This window comes from Nocardioides aquiterrae (assembly GCF_039526625.1).
GTDB lineage: Bacteria > Actinomycetota > Actinomycetes > Propionibacteriales > Nocardioidaceae > Nocardioides > Nocardioides aquiterrae.
The window spans coordinates 465,194-480,813 of sequence record NZ_BAAAJE010000001.1 but is presented as its reverse complement, the minus strand read 5'-3'; the positions used below and the strand labels follow the sequence as shown (position 1 = coordinate 480,813).

The 15,620-nt window shown below is 73.7% G+C and carries 17 protein-coding genes; 4 read left to right on the top strand and 13 right to left on the bottom strand.

All coding sequences use genetic code 11. The features are described from left to right. The 4 genes from ABD086_RS02370 to ABD086_RS02355 form a co-directional block, all read right to left on the bottom strand. Positions 1–315, bottom strand: a 315-nt coding sequence (locus tag ABD086_RS02370) for an SRPBCC family protein (RefSeq protein WP_343905281.1), incomplete at its 3' end; no start/stop codon positions are given. After that, complete coding sequence (locus ABD086_RS02365) at positions 309–1,193, bottom strand: phosphoribosylaminoimidazolesuccinocarboxamide synthase (protein ID WP_343905279.1); 885 nt, start codon at positions 1,191–1,193, stop codon at positions 309–311. The genes ABD086_RS02365 and ABD086_RS02370, both read right to left, overlap by 7 nt. 19 nt (positions 1,194–1,212) lie before the next feature. Beyond that, positions 1,213–1,692: a hypothetical protein gene (locus ABD086_RS02360; protein WP_343905278.1), complete on the bottom strand. Its 480-nt coding sequence runs from the start codon at positions 1,690–1,692 to the stop codon at positions 1,213–1,215. A 51-nt stretch (positions 1,693–1,743) separates the two neighbouring features. Then, positions 1,744–2,298, bottom strand: coding sequence for an antibiotic biosynthesis monooxygenase (locus ABD086_RS02355; RefSeq protein WP_343905276.1), 555 nt, complete (start codon positions 2,296–2,298; stop codon positions 1,744–1,746). A gap of 59 nt (positions 2,299–2,357) precedes the next feature. Here ABD086_RS02355 and ABD086_RS02350 point away from each other — a divergent pair, with 59 nt between their 5' ends. Beyond that, positions 2,358–2,975 (top strand): HIT family protein, encoded by a 618-nt coding sequence (locus ABD086_RS02350; protein WP_343905274.1) that lies wholly within the window; start codon positions 2,358–2,360, stop codon positions 2,973–2,975. On the opposite strand, the gene ABD086_RS02345 is transcribed toward ABD086_RS02350, so the two are convergent. Continuing rightward, a complete protein-coding gene (locus tag ABD086_RS02345) occupies positions 2,972–3,244 on the bottom strand; it encodes an acylphosphatase (RefSeq protein WP_343905273.1) in 273 nt (90 codons plus the stop codon). The genes ABD086_RS02350 and ABD086_RS02345 overlap by 4 nt on opposite strands. Positions 3,245–3,275: 31 nt before the next feature. On the opposite strand from ABD086_RS02345, the gene ABD086_RS02340 reads away from it, so the two are divergent. Together ABD086_RS02340 and ABD086_RS02335 are read left to right on the top strand one after the other, a co-directional pair. Continuing rightward, complete coding sequence (locus tag ABD086_RS02340; RefSeq protein WP_343905272.1) at positions 3,276–4,691, top strand: MFS transporter; 1,416 nt, start codon at positions 3,276–3,278, stop codon at positions 4,689–4,691. Between the two features lie 3 nt (positions 4,692–4,694). Continuing rightward, on the top strand, positions 4,695–5,264 hold the full coding sequence (locus tag ABD086_RS02335) for a carboxymuconolactone decarboxylase family protein (protein ID WP_343905271.1): 570 nt from the start codon (positions 4,695–4,697) through the stop codon (positions 5,262–5,264). On the opposite strand, the gene ABD086_RS02330 is transcribed toward ABD086_RS02335, so the two are convergent. From ABD086_RS02330 to ABD086_RS02305, 6 genes are all read right to left on the bottom strand, one after another. Then, the gene (locus ABD086_RS02330; protein ID WP_343905270.1) at positions 5,261–6,268 is read right to left on the bottom strand and encodes a hypothetical protein; all 1,008 of its coding nucleotides are present in this window, start codon (positions 6,266–6,268) and stop codon (positions 5,261–5,263) included. The two genes, ABD086_RS02335 and ABD086_RS02330, sit on opposite strands and share 4 nt — an antisense overlap. After that, the gene (locus tag ABD086_RS02325) at positions 6,265–6,822 is read right to left on the bottom strand and encodes an RNA polymerase sigma factor (RefSeq protein ID WP_343905269.1); all 558 of its coding nucleotides are present in this window, start codon (positions 6,820–6,822) and stop codon (positions 6,265–6,267) included. Before ABD086_RS02325 ends, ABD086_RS02330 begins: the two co-directional genes overlap by 4 nt. Before the next feature lie 44 nt (positions 6,823–6,866). After that, positions 6,867–8,285 (bottom strand): adenylosuccinate lyase, encoded by a 1,419-nt coding sequence (gene purB, locus ABD086_RS02320; protein WP_343905268.1) that lies wholly within the window; start codon positions 8,283–8,285, stop codon positions 6,867–6,869. Between the two features lie 111 nt (positions 8,286–8,396). Further along, a complete protein-coding gene (gene purD / locus ABD086_RS02315; RefSeq protein ID WP_343905266.1) occupies positions 8,397–9,689 on the bottom strand; it encodes a phosphoribosylamine--glycine ligase in 1,293 nt (430 codons plus the stop codon). Positions 9,690–9,700: 11 nt separating this feature from the next. After that, on the bottom strand, positions 9,701–10,576 hold the full coding sequence (locus ABD086_RS02310; protein ID WP_343905265.1) for a catalase: 876 nt from the start codon (positions 10,574–10,576) through the stop codon (positions 9,701–9,703). Further along, positions 10,573–11,874 (bottom strand): adenylosuccinate synthase, encoded by a 1,302-nt coding sequence (locus ABD086_RS02305; protein WP_343905264.1) that lies wholly within the window; start codon positions 11,872–11,874, stop codon positions 10,573–10,575. The genes ABD086_RS02310 and ABD086_RS02305 overlap by 4 nt, the downstream gene beginning before the upstream one ends. A gap of 116 nt (positions 11,875–11,990) precedes the next feature. Here ABD086_RS02305 and ABD086_RS02300 point away from each other — a divergent pair, with 116 nt between their 5' ends. Next, a complete protein-coding gene (locus tag ABD086_RS02300) occupies positions 11,991–12,872 on the top strand; it encodes a diacylglycerol/lipid kinase family protein (protein ID WP_343905263.1) in 882 nt (293 codons plus the stop codon). Between the two features lie 7 nt (positions 12,873–12,879). On the opposite strand, the gene ABD086_RS02295 is transcribed toward ABD086_RS02300, so the two are convergent. Beyond that, entirely contained in the window at positions 12,880–13,878 is a 999-nt protein-coding gene (locus ABD086_RS02295; protein ID WP_343905262.1) for a helix-turn-helix transcriptional regulator, read from the bottom strand. Between the two features lie 227 nt (positions 13,879–14,105). Next, complete coding sequence (lysS, locus tag ABD086_RS02290; protein WP_343905261.1) at positions 14,106–15,605, bottom strand: lysine--tRNA ligase; 1,500 nt, start codon at positions 15,603–15,605, stop codon at positions 14,106–14,108. Positions 15,606–15,620 lie beyond the last annotated feature (15 nt).

Genomic DNA, 15,620 nt, shown 5'->3' with positions numbered 1-15,620 from the left:
CAGCGGCCGGGCGATCTCGAAGGTGGCGGTGACGTCGCACCCGGTCGCCGTCTCGGCGAGCTCCAGGGTGAGCGTCGCGGTGATGCCGTGCCACGTCCCGCGCTCGGCCCAGCGGCGCGGCCGGTCCAGCTCCGTGGTCTCCATCCGCGGGCGCAGCCCGGGCCGGGTGACGTCGACCCAGGTCTGCCCGACCCGCGGCCCGCCGTCCACGTCCTCGACCCGGGCCAGGCTGGACTGCCAGTCCGGGCGGTTGCGGGGGTCGACGAGGTAGTCGAACGCGACCTCGGGCGGCACCGCGAAGGGGACGACTACCACCGCTCGCCGGTGAGCAGCTCGTAGGCCTCGAGGTAGCGGGCGCGGGTGCGCGCCACGACCTCCGGCGGGAGCGGCGGCGGCGCCTCCCCCGACGAGCGGTCCCACCCGGACTCGGGCGAGAGCGCCCAGTTGCGCACGATCTGCTTGTCGTACGACGGCTGCGCGCGGCCCGGCCGCCACTGGTCGGCCGGCCAGAACCGCGACGAGTCGGGCGTCAGGACCTCGTCACCCAGCACGGTGGTGCCGTCGGGCCGGGCCCCGAACTCCAGCTTCGTGTCGGCCAGGATGATGCCCCGCTCACGGGCGATCCCCTCCGCGCGGGCGTACACCCGCAGCGTCAGGTCGCGGAGCTCGGCGGCCCGCTCGGCGCCGACGGTCGCGACGACCGCGTCGTACGAGACGTTCTCGTCGTGCTCGCCGAGCTCGGCCTTGGTCGCGGGCGTGAAGATCGGCTCCGGCAGCCGGCTGCCGTCCTCGAGGCCGGCCGGCAGCGCGATGCCGCAGACCTCGCCTGTGGCCCGGTAGTCGAGCAGCCCGGAGCCGGTGAGGTAGCCCCGCGCGACGCACTCCACGGCGTACATGTCGAGCTTCTCGCAGCGGACCGCACGGCCGCGCACGACCTCCGGGACGTCGGTGGAGATCACGTGGTTGGGCACCAGGTCCGCGAGCTGGTCGAACCACCACAGCGACATCCGGGTCAGGATCTCGCCCTTGTCCGGGATCGTCGTGTCGAGCACGAAGTCGAAGATCGAGATCCGGTCGCTGGCGACCATGAGCAGGTCGCCGTTCTCGAGCTCGTAGAGGTCGCGCACCTTCCCCGAGTGCAGGTGGGTGGCCCCGTCGATGGCGGGCGCGGTCGGGATGTTGATGTCGGCCACGCCCGCAGCCTACGGGCGTTCAGCAGCCGCAGGTGTAGTAGGTGACGTCCCAGTGGTTGCCCTCGTCGGCGTACACGTTGCCGGACGCGGCCTGGTACTGCGCGGCGCCGTCGCTGCGCTGGCCGATGTAGGTGTAGGTGCCGTGGACCCAGTTGGTCAGGCAGGTGGTCCGCGCGAAGTCGAGCTTGTAGCCGTTCCAGTGGCTGTAGGTGCCGGAGGCGTGGCCGGTCTCGGTGCCGCCGGTGATGGTCAGGCCGCAGCCGCTGGCCCGCTTGAGCGTGATCGCGCCGTCGATGGTGGCCTGGCGGATGCCCTCGAACGACGTGCACGTGGCGTTGTTGCGGTCCGTGCAGCCGCCGGAGGAGGTCCAGCCGATGCCGGCGGACGAGAACTGCGCGGCCGCACTGGATTGCGAGACGGCGGTCGCCGTGCTCGGCAGGCCGAGCGTGAGGCCGAGGGTCGTGAGGACGATGAACAGGATTCCCGAGAGCTTCTTCATGTGCTCCACCCTCACCCGCGGGGGCGGGTGACGGTCAAGGGGAACCTTCCGTCACGAGGTCAGCCAGCGCTCCATCCGCCGGGTGATCCACGGCAGCGCGACGTAGGTCATCACCGGCGTCATGACCAGGACGACCGCGAGGACCCGCAGCGGCAGCCACCAGTCCGCGATGCTGTGCCCGGCGGCCCAGTTGACCAGCACGCTGAGCGGGTAGAAGACCAGGAAGATCACCGTCGCCTGCTTCCAGCGCGGCGGCGGGGGCGGCGCGGGCCGCAGGTCCTCGACGTCGGTGGTCACCGGCGGGTCGAACCAGCCCTCGATCCCGGTACGCCGCTCGACGTGCGACTCCCCCACCAGCCCCTGTGCGGCGCCGAGCCACCACGCGCGCTGCGGCGACGCCTCCCACGCGGCCAGCGACTCCTCGTCGGCGAAGCGGTACAGCATGTGCCACTCGTGGGAGTCCGGCGCGGGCCGCACCCAGCCGTGGCCGAGGAAGCCGTCGAAGCCGGCGGCGAGCGCCGAGCCGGCGCGGATCCACGCGACCATCTCCTCGCGGTGCCCGGGGGCGATCGTGCGCGTGATCGAGACCGTCACCGGGTTGCTCATGGGCCCGATCCTTCGGGGGTGTGGTCGGGCGTGCAAGTCGCCGATGGCAGAGTGGTCGCATGCCGGAGTCTGCTGACGAGGTCTACGCCAGGGTGGTCGCCGCGGTCGGCCCCGAGGGACGACTGCCCGCGCCGCCGGTCCGCGAGTGGGACGCGTTCCCGTGGGAGGCGGTCGACGGCCACGTCGTCCCGAAGGTGCTCCCGGCACCCGGCGACGAACGGATCCGTGACGGCGAGGACGGTGGCCGGCCCTGTCCGGTCTGCTCGGGCGGACTCGCGGATCGGGTCGTGTGGGAGAACGAGTACTGGGTCGTCACCCGCGACGAGAAGCCGACCGGGCTCCCGCTCGTGCTGACGCTCTGGACGCGCGAGCACATCGACGTGGGCGACCTCGACGACGAGCACGCCGGCGAGCTCGGGAAGATGGCCAACCGGATGGTCCGCATCATGCAGGGCCTGCCGAACGTCGGCCGGGTGCACGTCAACCGGTGGGGCGACGGGTGCGCCCACCTGCACGTCTGGTTCTTCGCGCGGACCAAGGGCCTCGCGAACGTGGTCGGGTCGTACGCCGTGGAGTGGGACGAGATCCTGCCGCCGGTGCCCGAGGACGTGTGGCGCGCCGACCTGCACACGGTGGCGACCAAGCTCGCGAACTGGGACGGCCACGCCCGGGCCTAGTACCTGACGCGGAACTCCGTCGCGCCCGTCTCGTCGGCCGGCCGGGCGTCGACGTGGTCGACGCGGGCCAGGCGCGGGCCGTCGTGGGCCCAGCGGACGAACCGCTCGAGCGCCTCCTCGTCGCCCTCGACGTGGAGGGCGACGGTGCCGTCGGGCTCGTTGCGCACCCAGCCGGCCAGGCCGAGCCGGGCGGCCTCGCGCTCGGCGTACGCCCGGAACGAGACGCCCTGGACGCGGCCGGACACGGTGAGGTCCATCGCGCTACGCATACGGCCATCCTGACGCGGGCACCCTGACGCGGTGACGGACGGGGTGGAGGAGGAGCAGCCGCGCCCGGACCGCTGGCGCATCCTGGCCGTCTCGCTGGTGATCGGCTTCATGGCGCTGCTCGACGTCACGATCGTCAACGTCGCGATCCCGTCGATCCAGGCCGGCCTGCACACCTCCGCCGCGACCGTGCAGTGGGTCGTGTCCGGCTACGCGCTGGCGTTCGGGCTGACGCTGGTGACCGGCGGACGGCTGGGCGACGCGTACGGCCGCCGCACGATGATGCTGATCGGGCTGGCCGGGTTCATCGTGTCGAGCGCCGGGGTCGGCCTGGCCCCGAGCGCACTGTGGGTCGTGGTCGGCCGGCTGCTGCAGGGCGCGAGCGCCGGGCTGCTGACGCCGCAGAACTCGGGGCTGATCCAACAGCTGTTCCGCGGCCGCGAGCGCGCCCGGGCGTTCGGCGTGTTCGGGCTGGTCGTGTCGATCTCGTCGGCGACCGGGCCGGTGCTCGGCGGCCTGATCATCGCCGCGCTCGGCGAGGAGCACGGCTGGCGCTACATCTTCCTCGTCAACGTCCCGATCGGGCTGGCCGCGATGGTGGCCGTCTGGCGGATGGTGCCGCAGCGGCCCCGCGAGCGCCGCGAGACCGAGGCACGGCTGGACCTCACCGGCGCGGCGCTCCTCGGCGCCGCCGTCCTGTGCGTGCTCCTGCCGACCGTCGCCGTCGAGGGCGGCGACCCGCGGCCGCTGCTCCTGCTCCTCGGCGCGGTCCCGCTCGGCTGGCTGTTCGTGCGCCGCGAGCAGGGGCTGGTACGCCGGGGCGGCGCGCCGCTGCTCGACATCGGCCTGCTGCGGCGTACCCCCGGCTACGCCAACGGCGTCGCGGTGGGCGCCCTCTACTTCACCGGGTTCACCGGGTTCTTCCTCGTGCTGTCGGTGTACTACCAGGACGAGCTCGGCCTGTCGGCGCTGCAGGCGGGCCTGCTGCTGTGCCCGTTCGCCGTGGGCTCGGCGATCACCGCGCCGCTGTCGGGCCGCGTGGTCTCGGACTGGCACCGGCGGGTCACGGTCGTGGCGATCGCGGTGATGATGGCCGGCGTGCTGCTGGTCGCGCTGGTGGTGCCGGCGGTCGGCACCGACGCGCTGTGGCTCGCCGCGGTGCCGGCGACCCTCCTCGCCGGCCTGGGCGGCGGCGGCGTCGTGTCGCCGAACATGACGCTGTCGCTCGACGAGGTCCCACCCCGGATGGGCGGCGCCGCCGGCGGCGCGCTGCAGACCGGCCAGCGCATCGGCGCCTCGATCGGCGCCGCGCTGTCGATGACCGTCTACCAGCTCACGCTGTCGGCTGTCGGCGGCGGCGCCGCCCTGCGAGCCGCGCTGCTCACCGGGATGGTGCTGCTGACCGCGGCACTGGTGGTGGCGGTGCGGGCGGCATCGACCCGACACTGAGGCATGACCTTCCTCGGCGCGCCCCCACCCGGCCCGAGCGTCCAGCAGCTCTACGACGCCGACCTGGCCGACCGCGGCTACGTGATGAACCTGAGCAGGATCTGGGCCCACCACCCCGAGGCGCACGACGCGCTGTTCGAGCTGCTCGGTGCGGTCGCGCAGCGGGGCGGGCTCTCGATGCGCGAGCGCGGCATCCTGGTCGGCGCGTGCGCGTCGACGCTCGGCGACTCCTACTGCTCGCTGGCCTGGGGCGCGCGGCTGGCGGAGGCCGCCGACCCGGATGTCGCCGCCGGCGTGCTGACCGGCAGCGACGCGGGCCTCACCGACGCCGAGCGCGCGCTCGCCGCGTGGGCGCGGTCGGTGACGGCGGACCCGAACGCCACCACGGCCGCCGACGTCGAGGCGCTGCGCGCCGCCGGCTTCGACGACAGCCGGATCTTCGCGGCGACCACGTTCGTCGCGCTGCGGCAGGCCTTCTCGACCGTGAACGACGCGCTCGGCGCCGTACCCGACGCGCAGCTGCGCGCCGACGCGCCGGCCGCCGTGCGCGACGCCGTCACCTGGGGCCGCTAGCCGGCACAGCTCGGCTGCCAACTCTGCGGCACCCGCCCGGCGAGGACCTCGTCCGACGCCCACCAGATCCACTCCGGCACGTCGGTGTCGGCCTCGATGTCGCGGAGCACCGGCCACTCGCGCGAGGTCGCCAGCACCCCGGCCGCCTGCTGGGCACCGGTCCGGTCGTCGAGCCGGCGCGCCTCGGCGTACCGGGCGATCCACGCGCACGCGACCTGCTCGGCCACGTCCGACCCGAGCTGGACCGGGTCGGACTGGCGGGAGGTGATCGCCGAGCGCGCCTGCCCGTCGGGCAGCAGCGGGACGGCGTACCGCGCGATCCCGTCGAGAATCCGGTTGACCCGCGCGCGCCTGTTCCCGTCGTCGGCGTAGTCCGGCGGGAGCGCCGCGTCGAACGCGGCCTGGTCCACCATGCGCAGCTCGGGCAGGAGCGCCGCAAACGCCGCCGCGTCCATGCCGAAGCCGCGGACCTCGAGGAAGTGGCCGTCCTCGACCGGACGGAGCGCGGTGTGGTCGCCCGCCGCGGCCGACCACATGGAGCCGGGCAGCCCGGCGACGTCGACCGCGGTGCCGTCGGAGCCGGCCTCGTCGCGCCGGTGGGCGATCCGCTCCGCGTAGCCGTCGGCGAGGTACCAGTCGAGCTTGAGCGTCGCGCCGCCGTTCTCGTAGCCGACGCCGCCGAGGTCGTCGCCCTGGTCGACGTGCGTCACCGCCCAGCCGGGCTGGTCGAGGACCACCCGGAACGCGTCGGGCGTGGCCGGCTGGCTGGTGGCCGGGGGCGGGGCGGACTCGCCGAGCACCCGGCCGGCCGTCCAGGCCACGCCGGCGGCGAGCAGGACGACGGCAGCGGCGGCCGCCACCGGCGCCACCCAGCGTGGGCGGCGGCTGCCGTCGAGGACCGGGACGGCGGTGCCGGGCGTGCGCAGGATCTCGTCCAGGAGCTCCGCCCGCCCCTCGTGCAGCGGCAGGTCCGCGACGGCGTCGTCGGTGAGCTTGACATTCACGGCTGCTCCTTCCGGGAGAGGTGGGGTCGTCTGGAGAGGGGATGTCCGGCCGGCTCGGGTTCGTTGCCGAGCACGTCGCGCAGCCGGGCCCGCGCGCGGGAGAGCCGCGGGCGGACGACCACGGTCGTCAGGCCCAGCACCTCGGCGATCTCGCGCGGCTCGAGGCCCTCCCACAGGTGCAGTTCGAGCACCTCCTGGTCGCGGGCGCTCAGGCGCTGCATCGCCGCGGTGACGTCGGCGCGCTGGACGACGTCGTCGCTGCTGTCCGGCATCGCGGCGACCAGCTCGCGGCGCAGCCGGTCGCCCAGCGCGGTCCGCCGCCGGTCGCCCCGGCGCTGGTTGGCCAGCACGCGGCGCGCGACGCCGTACAGCCAGGGCCGCTGGTCGGGCCCGTCCGGCGCGTGCGCGATCCGGCGCCAGGCGACGAGGAAGGTGTCCGACGCGACGTCGGCGGCGTCCTCGGGGCGGTCGGTGCGCCGGATCGCGAAGCCGAGAACCGCGTCGAAGTGCGCGGCGTACAGCCGGCGGAAGGTCTCCTCGCGCTCCGGGGTCATGCCTCTGTCATGTCCGGCACCGGCCGCATCGTTGCGGTCGATCCCTAGAGGATCGCGGCGGGCGAGTACGCCGCCGCCTCGGCGTGCCGCGCGGTGACCTCGGCGACCCGCCGGACGACGGTCTCGACCTGGTCGACCGCGGCGCCGGTGAACGCGATCGGCTCCGCGACCAGGGTCGCGAGCTGGTCGGCGGTCAGGCCGAGGCGCGGGTCGGCGGCCAGCCGGGCGAACACGTCGTTCTCGGCCTGGCCCTTCCGCATGTCGAGGGCGGTGCCGACCGCGGCCTCCTTGATCGCCTCGTGCGCGGCCTCGCGGCCGACGCCGTTGCGGACCGCCGCCATCAGCACCTTGGTGGTGGCGAGGAACGGCAGGTAGCGATCCAGCTCGCGCTGGATGACCGCGGGGAAGGCGCCGAACTCGTCGAGCACGGTCAGGAAGGTCTCGAACAGCCCGTCGGCGGCGAAGAACGCGTCCGGCAGGGCCACCCGGCGGACGACGGAGTCGGAGACGTCGCCCTCGTTCCACTGGTCGCCGGCGAGCTCGCTGACCATCGACAGGTGGCCGCGCAGCACGACCGCCAGGCCGTTGACGCGCTCGCACGAGCGGCTGTTCATCTTGTGCGGCATCGCCGACGAGCCGACCTGGCCCTCCTGGAAGCCCTCGGTCACCAGCTCGTTGCCGGCCATCAGCCGGATCGTCGTGGCCAGGTTGGACGGTCCGGACACCAGCTGCACCAGCGCGCTGACGACGTCGAAGTCGAGGCTGCGCGGGTAGACCTGGCCGACGCTGGTCAGCACGTGGCCGAAGCCGAGGTGGTGGGCGACCCGCTCCTCGAGCTGCTGCAGCTTCGCGGCGTCGCCGTCGAGGAGGTCGAGCATGTCCTGGGCGGTGCCCATCGGGCCCTTGATGCCGCGCAGCGGGTAGCGGGCGAGCAGATCCTCGACGCGCGCCAGCGCGAGGAGCATCTCGTCGGCGACGGTCGCGAACCGCTTGCCGAGCGTGGTGGCCTGCGCGGCCACGTTGTGCGAGCGGCCGGCCATCACGGTCGCCTCGTGCTCGGCGGCCAGCCGGGCGAGCCGGGCGAGGGTGGCGACCGCGCGGTCGCGGACCAGCGCCAGCGACTGGCGGACCTGGAGCTGCTCGACGTTCTCGGTGAGGTCGCGGCTGGTCATGCCCTTGTGGATGTGCTCGTGCCCGGCGAGCGCGGAGAACTCCTCGATCCGCGCCTTCACGTCGTGCCGGGTGACCCGCTCCCGGGCCGCGATCGACTCGAGGTCGACCTTGTCGACCACGTCACGGTAGGCCTCGACCACGCCGTCCGGGACGTCGATCCCGAGGTCCCGCTGCGCCTCGAGGACCGCGATCCACAGCTGCCGCTCGAGCACGATCTTGTGCTCCGGCGACCAGATCTCCCGCAGCTGCGCGGAGGCGTACCGGGTGGCCAGGACGTTGGGGACGCTCACGGGAGGTCATTCTCCCACGCCGTTGAGTTGGGCCTCGCTTCCGGTTGAGTTGGGCCTCGTTCCCGCCGAGCGGGGAACTCCGGCCCCACTCACAGGGAATTCACGCCCAACTCAACGGAGGGAGGCGCCCTCGACGACGCCGAGGGGTTCGGCGGCGATGTCGCTGCGGCGCTGGAGGCCGTCGAAGGTGATCAGGTCGGCGGCGGCGTACGCGCGGGCGCGGGCGTCGTCCACGTCGTAGCCGCGGGCGCGGACGGCGAGGACGCGGCCCCCGGCGGTCACGAGGTGGCGGTGGTCGGGGTCGCCCGGCTCCGGCGCGGCCACGATCGCCGTGCCGGCGTGGATGACGTCGACGTCGTGCACCCCGCCGGCGGCGCCGACGCCGCGGATCACGTCGCCCCGGGACGACGACTCCGGGTAGCCGGCGGAGGCGAGCACCACCGTGACGGCCGCGCCGTCGGCGAAGGTCGGGGCCGGCAGGTCCGCGAGGTGACCCGTGGCGGCGGCGTGCAGCAGCTCGCCCAGCGGGGACTCCAGCAGCGCGAGGACCGGCTGGCTGTCCGGGTCGCCGAACCGCACGTTGAACTCGATGACCCGGGGGCCGGCGGGCGTCAGCGCGAGGCCGACGTACAGGCAGCCCACGAACGGCGCGTCGCGGCGGGCCATCTCGGCCAGCGTCGGCCGGACCACCTGCTCCAGCACCACCTCGGCGAGGTCGGGCCGGGTCCAGGTGAGCGGGCTGTAGGCGCCCATGCCGCCGGTGTTGGGGCCGCGGCCGCCGTCGAAGATCCGCTTGAAGTCCTGGGCGGGCTGCAGCGCGTACGCCGTGGTCCCGTCGCAGATCGCGAACACCGACACCTCGGGCCCGTCGAGGAACTCCTCGACCACCACGCGGTCGCACGACTCCGCATGGGCGAGCGCCTCGTCCCGGTCCCGGGTCACGACCACGCCCTTGCCCGCCGCCAGCGCGTCGTCCTTGACGACGTACGGAGGTCCGTAGGTGTCCAAGGCCGCGACGACCTCGCTTGCGGTGGTGCAGACCTGCGCACCCGCCGTCGGGACGCCGGCGGCGGCCATCACGTCCTTGGCGAACGCCTTCGAGCCCTCGAGCCGCGCGGCCGCGGCGGACGGCCCGAACACCGCGATGCCCCGGTCGCGCACGGCGTCCGCGACGCCGGCGACCAGCGGGGCCTCGGGGCCCACGACCACCAGGTCGACCCCGAGCGCGGCGGCCAGGTCGGCCACCGCGGCGCCGGACATCGGGTCGACGTCGTGCAGCGTCGCGACCGCCGCGATGCCGGGGTTGCCGGGTGCGGCGTGCACCTCGGCGACGGAGGGGTCCTGCGACAGGGCGAGGGCCAGCGCGTGCTCGCGGCCGCCGGTGCCGATGACGAGGGTCTTCACAGGCCCCAAGACTAGGTGCGCCGGGCGATCGACTCGGAGTACGCCGAGGGGCGATACCGCAGGATGGGGTCGTCGGACAGCTCGATGCCGTCCACCACGCGGGCCGGGTCGAACACCACCGGATCCTGATCGGGCAGCTCTTCGGTCACCTCGATGGTGCCGCCGAGCAGCTCGCGGGCGTGCTTCCAGACCGACACTGCGCTGTGCGGGTCGTCGCCGGGCCCGGCGACCTGGAGGCGTACGTCGTAGCGCACCGGCCCGCGGGCGAGCCGGTCGGCCATCTCGGCGAAGAGGTCGTCGTACCGCTCCGGCAGCCGCTCGGAGGGCTGCGGCGCGAAGACGTACCGCACCCAGCTGAGCCGGTCGCCGGCGTCGCGCCAGCCGTACGCGTGGATCGGGTAGTACGTCGGCTCCGCGAAGCTGGCCGGCGTCGAGACCGCCTTGCTGCGCAGGCCGTCGAGCATCGCCGGCACCATCCGGGGGTGGCGGAGCATGAAGAGCGGCAGCGTCGCCGGGCGCCGCGACGCCTCGGTCATCGCGACGAACTCCTCCGGGCTGTCGGTCGGGAACCGCCGTGACGTCTGGCCGAGCAGGTCGGTCTCGGTGCCGTCGGGCAGCCGGAACTTCACGGCCATGCCCCGGATGTCCGGCACCCGGTCCGGGACCTCCGCGTTGCCGCCGGCGTTCGACCAGCGCACGAGCACCGGGACCGGGTCGCCGGTCAGGTGCCCGGCCCGGCCCAGGGCCGTGGCCTCCGGGGTCGCGGTGAAGGTGCCCGCGTAGAACCGGCCCTTGGCGTGCAGGGTGCGGTGCCGGTCGGGACCGCGGAACGCCGCCCGCAACCGGTCGATCGCTTGCCGGGGATCCAGCACGGCAGGCTCGATCATGACAGGAGATCGTGCCGCACGACGGTGGCGTCGCGCGAGGGGCCGACGCCCACGGCCGAGATCCGCGCGCCGGACATCTGCTCGACCGCCTCGACGTACGCCCGCGCGTTGGCGGGGAGCTCCTCGAACGTGCGGGCGCCGGAGATGTCCTCCCACCAGCCGTCGAGGTACTCGTAGATCGGTACGGCGTGGTGGAAGTCGCTCTGGTTGACCGGCATCTCGTCGTGGCGGGTGCCGTCGACGTCGTAGGCCACGCACACCGGGACCTTCTCCAGGCCGGTGAGCACGTCGAGCTTGGTCAGCACGAAGTCGGTGACGCCGTTGACGCGCGCGGCGTACCGCGCGATCACCGCGTCGTACCAGCCGCAGCGGCGCGGGCGCCCGGTCGTCGTGCCGTACTCCGCGCCGACCTTGCGCAGGTGCTCGCCGGCGTCGTCGTGCAGCTCGGTGGGGAACGGCCCCTCACCGACGCGCGTGGTGTAGGCCTTGACGATGCCGATCACCTGGCCGAGCCGGGTCGGCGGGATGCCGGAACCGGTGCACGCGCCGCCGGAGGTGGCCGACGAGGACGTCACGAACGGGTAGGTGCCGTGGTCGACGTCGAGCAGCGTGGCCTGGCCGGCCTCGAGCAGCACGATCTCGTCGCGGTCCAGCGCCTGGTTGAGCAGCAGCCCGGTGTCGCAGACCATCGGCTCGAGCCGGTCGGCGTACGCGCGCAGCTCCTCGACGGTCTCGTCGACCGTGGCCGGCCGGCGGTTGTAGATCTTGGTGAGGACCTGGCCCTTGAGGTCGAGGACGCCCTCGACCTTCTGGCGCAGGATCTTCTCGTCGAAGATGTCCTGGATCCGGATGCCGATCCGGTTCATCTTGTCGGCGTACGTCGGGCCGATGCCGCGGCCGGTGGTGCCGATCCGGCGGGACCCGAGGAACCGCTCGGTGACCTTGTCCAGGGTGCGGTTGTAGTCGGCGATCACGTGCGCGTTGGCGCTGATCTTCAGGCGGCTGACGTCCACCCCGCGGGCCACCAGCCCGTCGAGCTCCTCGAAGAGCACGGCGAGGTCGACGACGACGCCGTTGCCGATGACCGGCGTGCAGCCCGGCGTGAGGATGCCGGACGGCAGCAGGTGGAGCGCGTACTTCTCGCTCGACCCGTCCTCCTGGTCGATGACCACGGTGTGGCCGGCGTTGTTGCCGCCGTTGAACTTGACCACGTAGTCGACGCGCGAGCCGAGGAGATCGGTCGCCTTCCCCTTGCCCTCGTCACCCCACTGGGCGCCGATGATGGCGATGGCCGGCATGCACTGCCTCCTGCACAAAGAGAGAAACTCCGGCACAACAGCACCGGAGCTCTTGCGGCCAGAGGCTACCAAACAGGTGATCCAGCGGTTCGGGTCGCTCGGATAGGGTCCGCCACGTGGACCCCCTCCTCGTGATCACGAACAGCGACGCCGGGTCGTCGGACGAGGAGAGCCTCACCGCCGCCCTCGCGGTGCTGCGCGAGCGCACGTCGGTCGAGGTGGCCGCGACGTCGAACCCCGGCGAGCTCGACAGCGTCCTGCACCGGGCCGGCTCCCGCCCCATCGTGGTGGCCGGCGGCGACGGCAGCCTGCACGCCGTGATCGCGGCCCTGCACCGCCGCCGCGACCTCAAGGGCGCGGTGATCGGGCTGCTGCCGCTCGGCACCGGCAACGACTTCGCCCGCGGCGTCGGCATCCCCCTCGACGTCGAGGAGGCCGCGCGGGTGCTGCTCCGCGACAAGCCGCACGCGATGGACCTGGTCGTCGACGAGGTCGGCGAGATCGTCGTCAACAGCGTCCACGTCGGCGTCGGGGCCGAGGCCAGCCGGCGGGCGGAGGGTGTGAAGAAGCGGCTCGGCCGGGTCGGCTACCCGATCGGCGCCCTGCTCACCGCCGTCGACCCGCCCCTCGTCCGGCTGCGGGTCGAGGTGGACGGCGAGGTCGTGTGCGACCTCGACGACCCGGTGCTGATGGTCGCGGTCGGCAACGGCCCGTCGGTCGGCGGCGGCACCCACCTCACGCCGGACGCCGACCCCCGGGACGGGCAGGTCGACGTGCTCGTCTCCCGGTCGACCGGGCCGCTGGCCCGGTTGTTGTACGCCGTGCGCCTGGGCTTCGCCACCCACCACCACCGCGAGGACGTCACCTACCGCCGGGGCCGCACGGTCTCGGTCTGCGGCGGGCCGTTCTGGTGCAGCGCGGACGGCGAGATCTACGGCCCCGAGCGCCAGCGGACCTGGCACGTCGAGCCCGAGGCCTACTCGATGCTGCTGCCCTGAGGTCGGCTCAGATCCACCCGCGCCGGGCGGCCTCGACGCCCGCCTGGAACCGCGAGTCGGCGCCGAGCTCGCTCATCAGGTCCGCGATCCGGCGGCGGACCGTGCGCAGGCTGATGCCCAGCTTGCGGGCGATCTGCTCGTCGTGCTCGCCGGCGGCGAGCTGCTGGAGCAGGAACCGCCGCAGGTCCGGCCGGCCCGCGTCACCGACCGCGGGCACCGCCGCGCGCTCCCAGAGCAGCTCGAACCACAGCGCCATCGCCTCGACCACCCCGCGCTGCCGGACGACGGCGAGCGGCATGTCGGCGTACCCCAGCGGGTCGGGCAGGACGACGTGGGAGTCGCCGATCACCAGCATCCGGGTGGGCAGGTCCGGCAACACGCGGATCTGCTCGCCCGCGGCGACCCTGGCCGCGAGCGCCTCCGGGGCGTCGGCGGTGGCCCGCACCGGGTAGATCGCCCGGGACGCGCGGCCGCCGGACTGCAGGGCCTCGCGGAGCAGCGCGGTCATCCGCTCCTCGCGGGGACCGCGCCACTGGTCGGGGCGCAGCCACAGCAGGTCGCCCCGGCTGCCCAGGATCAGCGACCGCACCAGCGTGTAGAGCCCGGTCCGCTCCGCGGCGGTGACGACCTCGCCGTCGATCGGCAGGCTGCGGTCGAGCTCCGAGGGCACCGGGCGGCCCTCCTCGGCGGCGAGCAGGTCGATCGCGTCGGCGATGCCCTCGAGCCGGCGCCGGGCCGCCTGGGAGCGGGCGGCCTGGTCCGCCACCACGATCCGCACCGCCTCCGCCGGCGGCTCGACGATCAGCCGGTCGCCCTCGTGCCGCACGATCCCGGCGCGGAGCAGCGGCTCGAGCTCGCCGAGCAGCTCGTCGGGCGTGCGCAGCATCGACGCCGCCAGGCGGTCCACGTCCCGCCCGGACTGGCTGCGCAGGCGCTGGTAGAGGCCGTCGACGCGCGGGGTGAAGCCGAGCGCGGTGAGGACGGACAGCGATCCGGGCCGGACCATGCCCGCACCCTAGCGGCCGGTGGCAGGTTGCTGCCAGCGTCCTCTTGTCTCGTGTGGCAGGGAGCGGTCAGTGGGACGATGCCGCCGTCGCGTCGACGGTCACGCCTCTCGGGGCGTGGCCGGTCACCGGTACCACCGCATCGGGGGATGGGTGGTCCCAGGCGCGCAGAGCGAGGGCGTCGGTCCCGCCACTGGGCGGCGGTTCCGGCGCTCTTCTGCGTGCTCGCTCAGGCCTCGGGCTTGAGGTGCGGGAAGAGGATCGTCTCGCGGATGCCGGCGTCGGTGAACAGCATGATCAGCCGGTCGATGCCGAGCCCGAGGCCGCCCATCGGGGGCGCGCCGTACTCCAGCGCCCGCAGGAAGTCCTCGTCGAGCTGCATCGCCTCGACGTCGCCACCCGCGGCCTGCAGGGACTGCTCGGTGAGCACCTCGCGCTGGATCACGGGGTCGACGAGCTCGCTGAAGGCCGTGCCGCGCTCGACCCCCCCGATGATCAGGTCCCACGCCTCGATCAGGCGCGGGTCGTCGCGGTGCGGCCGGGCCAGCGGCTGCGCGGACGGCGGGTAGTCGCACACGAACGTCGGCTGGAGCAGCCGCGGCTCCACCAGCTCGCTGAGCATCTCGAGCACCAGCTTCTCGGCGCCCCAGGAGGGGTCGAAGTCGAGCTCGTGGGCGACCATGATCTTCTGCAGCGTCTCGACGTCGGTCTCGGGCGTGATCTCCTGCCCGACGGCGTCGCTCACGCCGGTGTAGACGGGCAGCCAGCGCCACTCGCCGTCGAGGTCGATCGTGCCGTCGGCGGTCTCGATCTGCCGCGACCCCGTGGCGTCGGCGGCGGCCAGGATCATGTCCTTGATCAGCGCGGCCATCGTGTGCTGGTCGCCGTAGGCCTGGTAGGCCTCGAGCATCGTGAACTCGGGGCTGTGGGTGGAGTCCACGCCCTCGTTGCGGAAGATCCGGCCGATCTCGAACACCCGGTCGACGCCCCCGACGACCGCCTTCTTCAGGTTCAGCTCGAGCGCGATGCGCAGCACCATCTCCTGGTCGAAGGCGTTGATGTGCGTGCGGAACGGCCGCGCCCGGGCGCCGCCGTGGATCAGCTGGAGCACCGGCGTCTCGATCTCCAGGTAGCCCTGGTCCTCGAGGGTCCGGCGCACGGCCCGGACGACGGCCGCTCGGGTGCGCACCATGTCGCGCGCCTCCTGGCGCACGATGAGGTCGGCGTACCGCTGCCGGACCCGAGCCTCCTCCGAGAGCTCCTTGTGCAGGACCGGCATCGGCCGCAGCGCCTTGCTGGCCATCTCCCAGCGCGACGCCATGACCGACAGCTCACCGCGCTTGGAGGAGATCACCCGGCCCTCGACGAAGACGTGGTCCCCGAGGTCCACCGTGTGCTTCCAGTCCGCGAGCGCGTCCGCGCCGACCTCGGCGAGGCTGAGCATCACCTGCAGCCGGGTCCCGATGCCCTCCTGGAGGGTGGCGAAGCAGAGCTTGCCGGTGTTGCGGATGAAGACCACGCGCCCGGTGACGCCGACGACGTCCTGGGTCTCCTCACCGGCCTGGAGGTGGCCCCAGGTCTCGCGGACCTCGGCCAGGGTGTGCGTGCGCGGCACCGAGACCGGGTAGGGCTGGCGACCCTCGTCCAGCAGGCGCGCGCGCTTCTCCCGGCGGACCAGCATCTGGTCGTTCAGGTCGAGGTCGGGCTGCTCCTGGGGCGTCTCGGTCACCCGCCAAGGCTACCG

Coding starts and splice junctions, on each gene's coding strand:
- ABD086_RS02360 (WP_343905278.1), bottom strand. CDS start 1,692: ATGAAGAAGCTCTCGGGAATCCTGTTCATCGTCCTCACGACCCTCGGC.
- ABD086_RS02355 (WP_343905276.1), bottom strand. CDS start 2,298: ATGAGCAACCCGGTGACGGTCTCGATCACGCGCACGATCGCCCCCGGG.
- ABD086_RS02350 (WP_343905274.1), top strand. CDS start 2,358: ATGCCGGAGTCTGCTGACGAGGTCTACGCCAGGGTGGTCGCCGCGGTC.
- ABD086_RS02345 (WP_343905273.1), bottom strand. CDS start 3,244: ATGCGTAGCGCGATGGACCTCACCGTGTCCGGCCGCGTCCAGGGCGTC.
- ABD086_RS02335 (WP_343905271.1), top strand. CDS start 4,695: ATGACCTTCCTCGGCGCGCCCCCACCCGGCCCGAGCGTCCAGCAGCTC.
- ABD086_RS02325 (WP_343905269.1), bottom strand. CDS start 6,822: ATGACCCCGGAGCGCGAGGAGACCTTCCGCCGGCTGTACGCCGCGCAC.
- ABD086_RS02310 (WP_343905265.1), bottom strand. CDS start 10,576: ATGATCGAGCCTGCCGTGCTGGATCCCCGGCAAGCGATCGACCGGTTG.
- ABD086_RS02305 (WP_343905264.1), bottom strand. CDS start 11,874: ATGCCGGCCATCGCCATCATCGGCGCCCAGTGGGGTGACGAGGGCAAG.
- ABD086_RS02295 (WP_343905262.1), bottom strand. CDS start 13,878: ATGGTCCGGCCCGGATCGCTGTCCGTCCTCACCGCGCTCGGCTTCACC.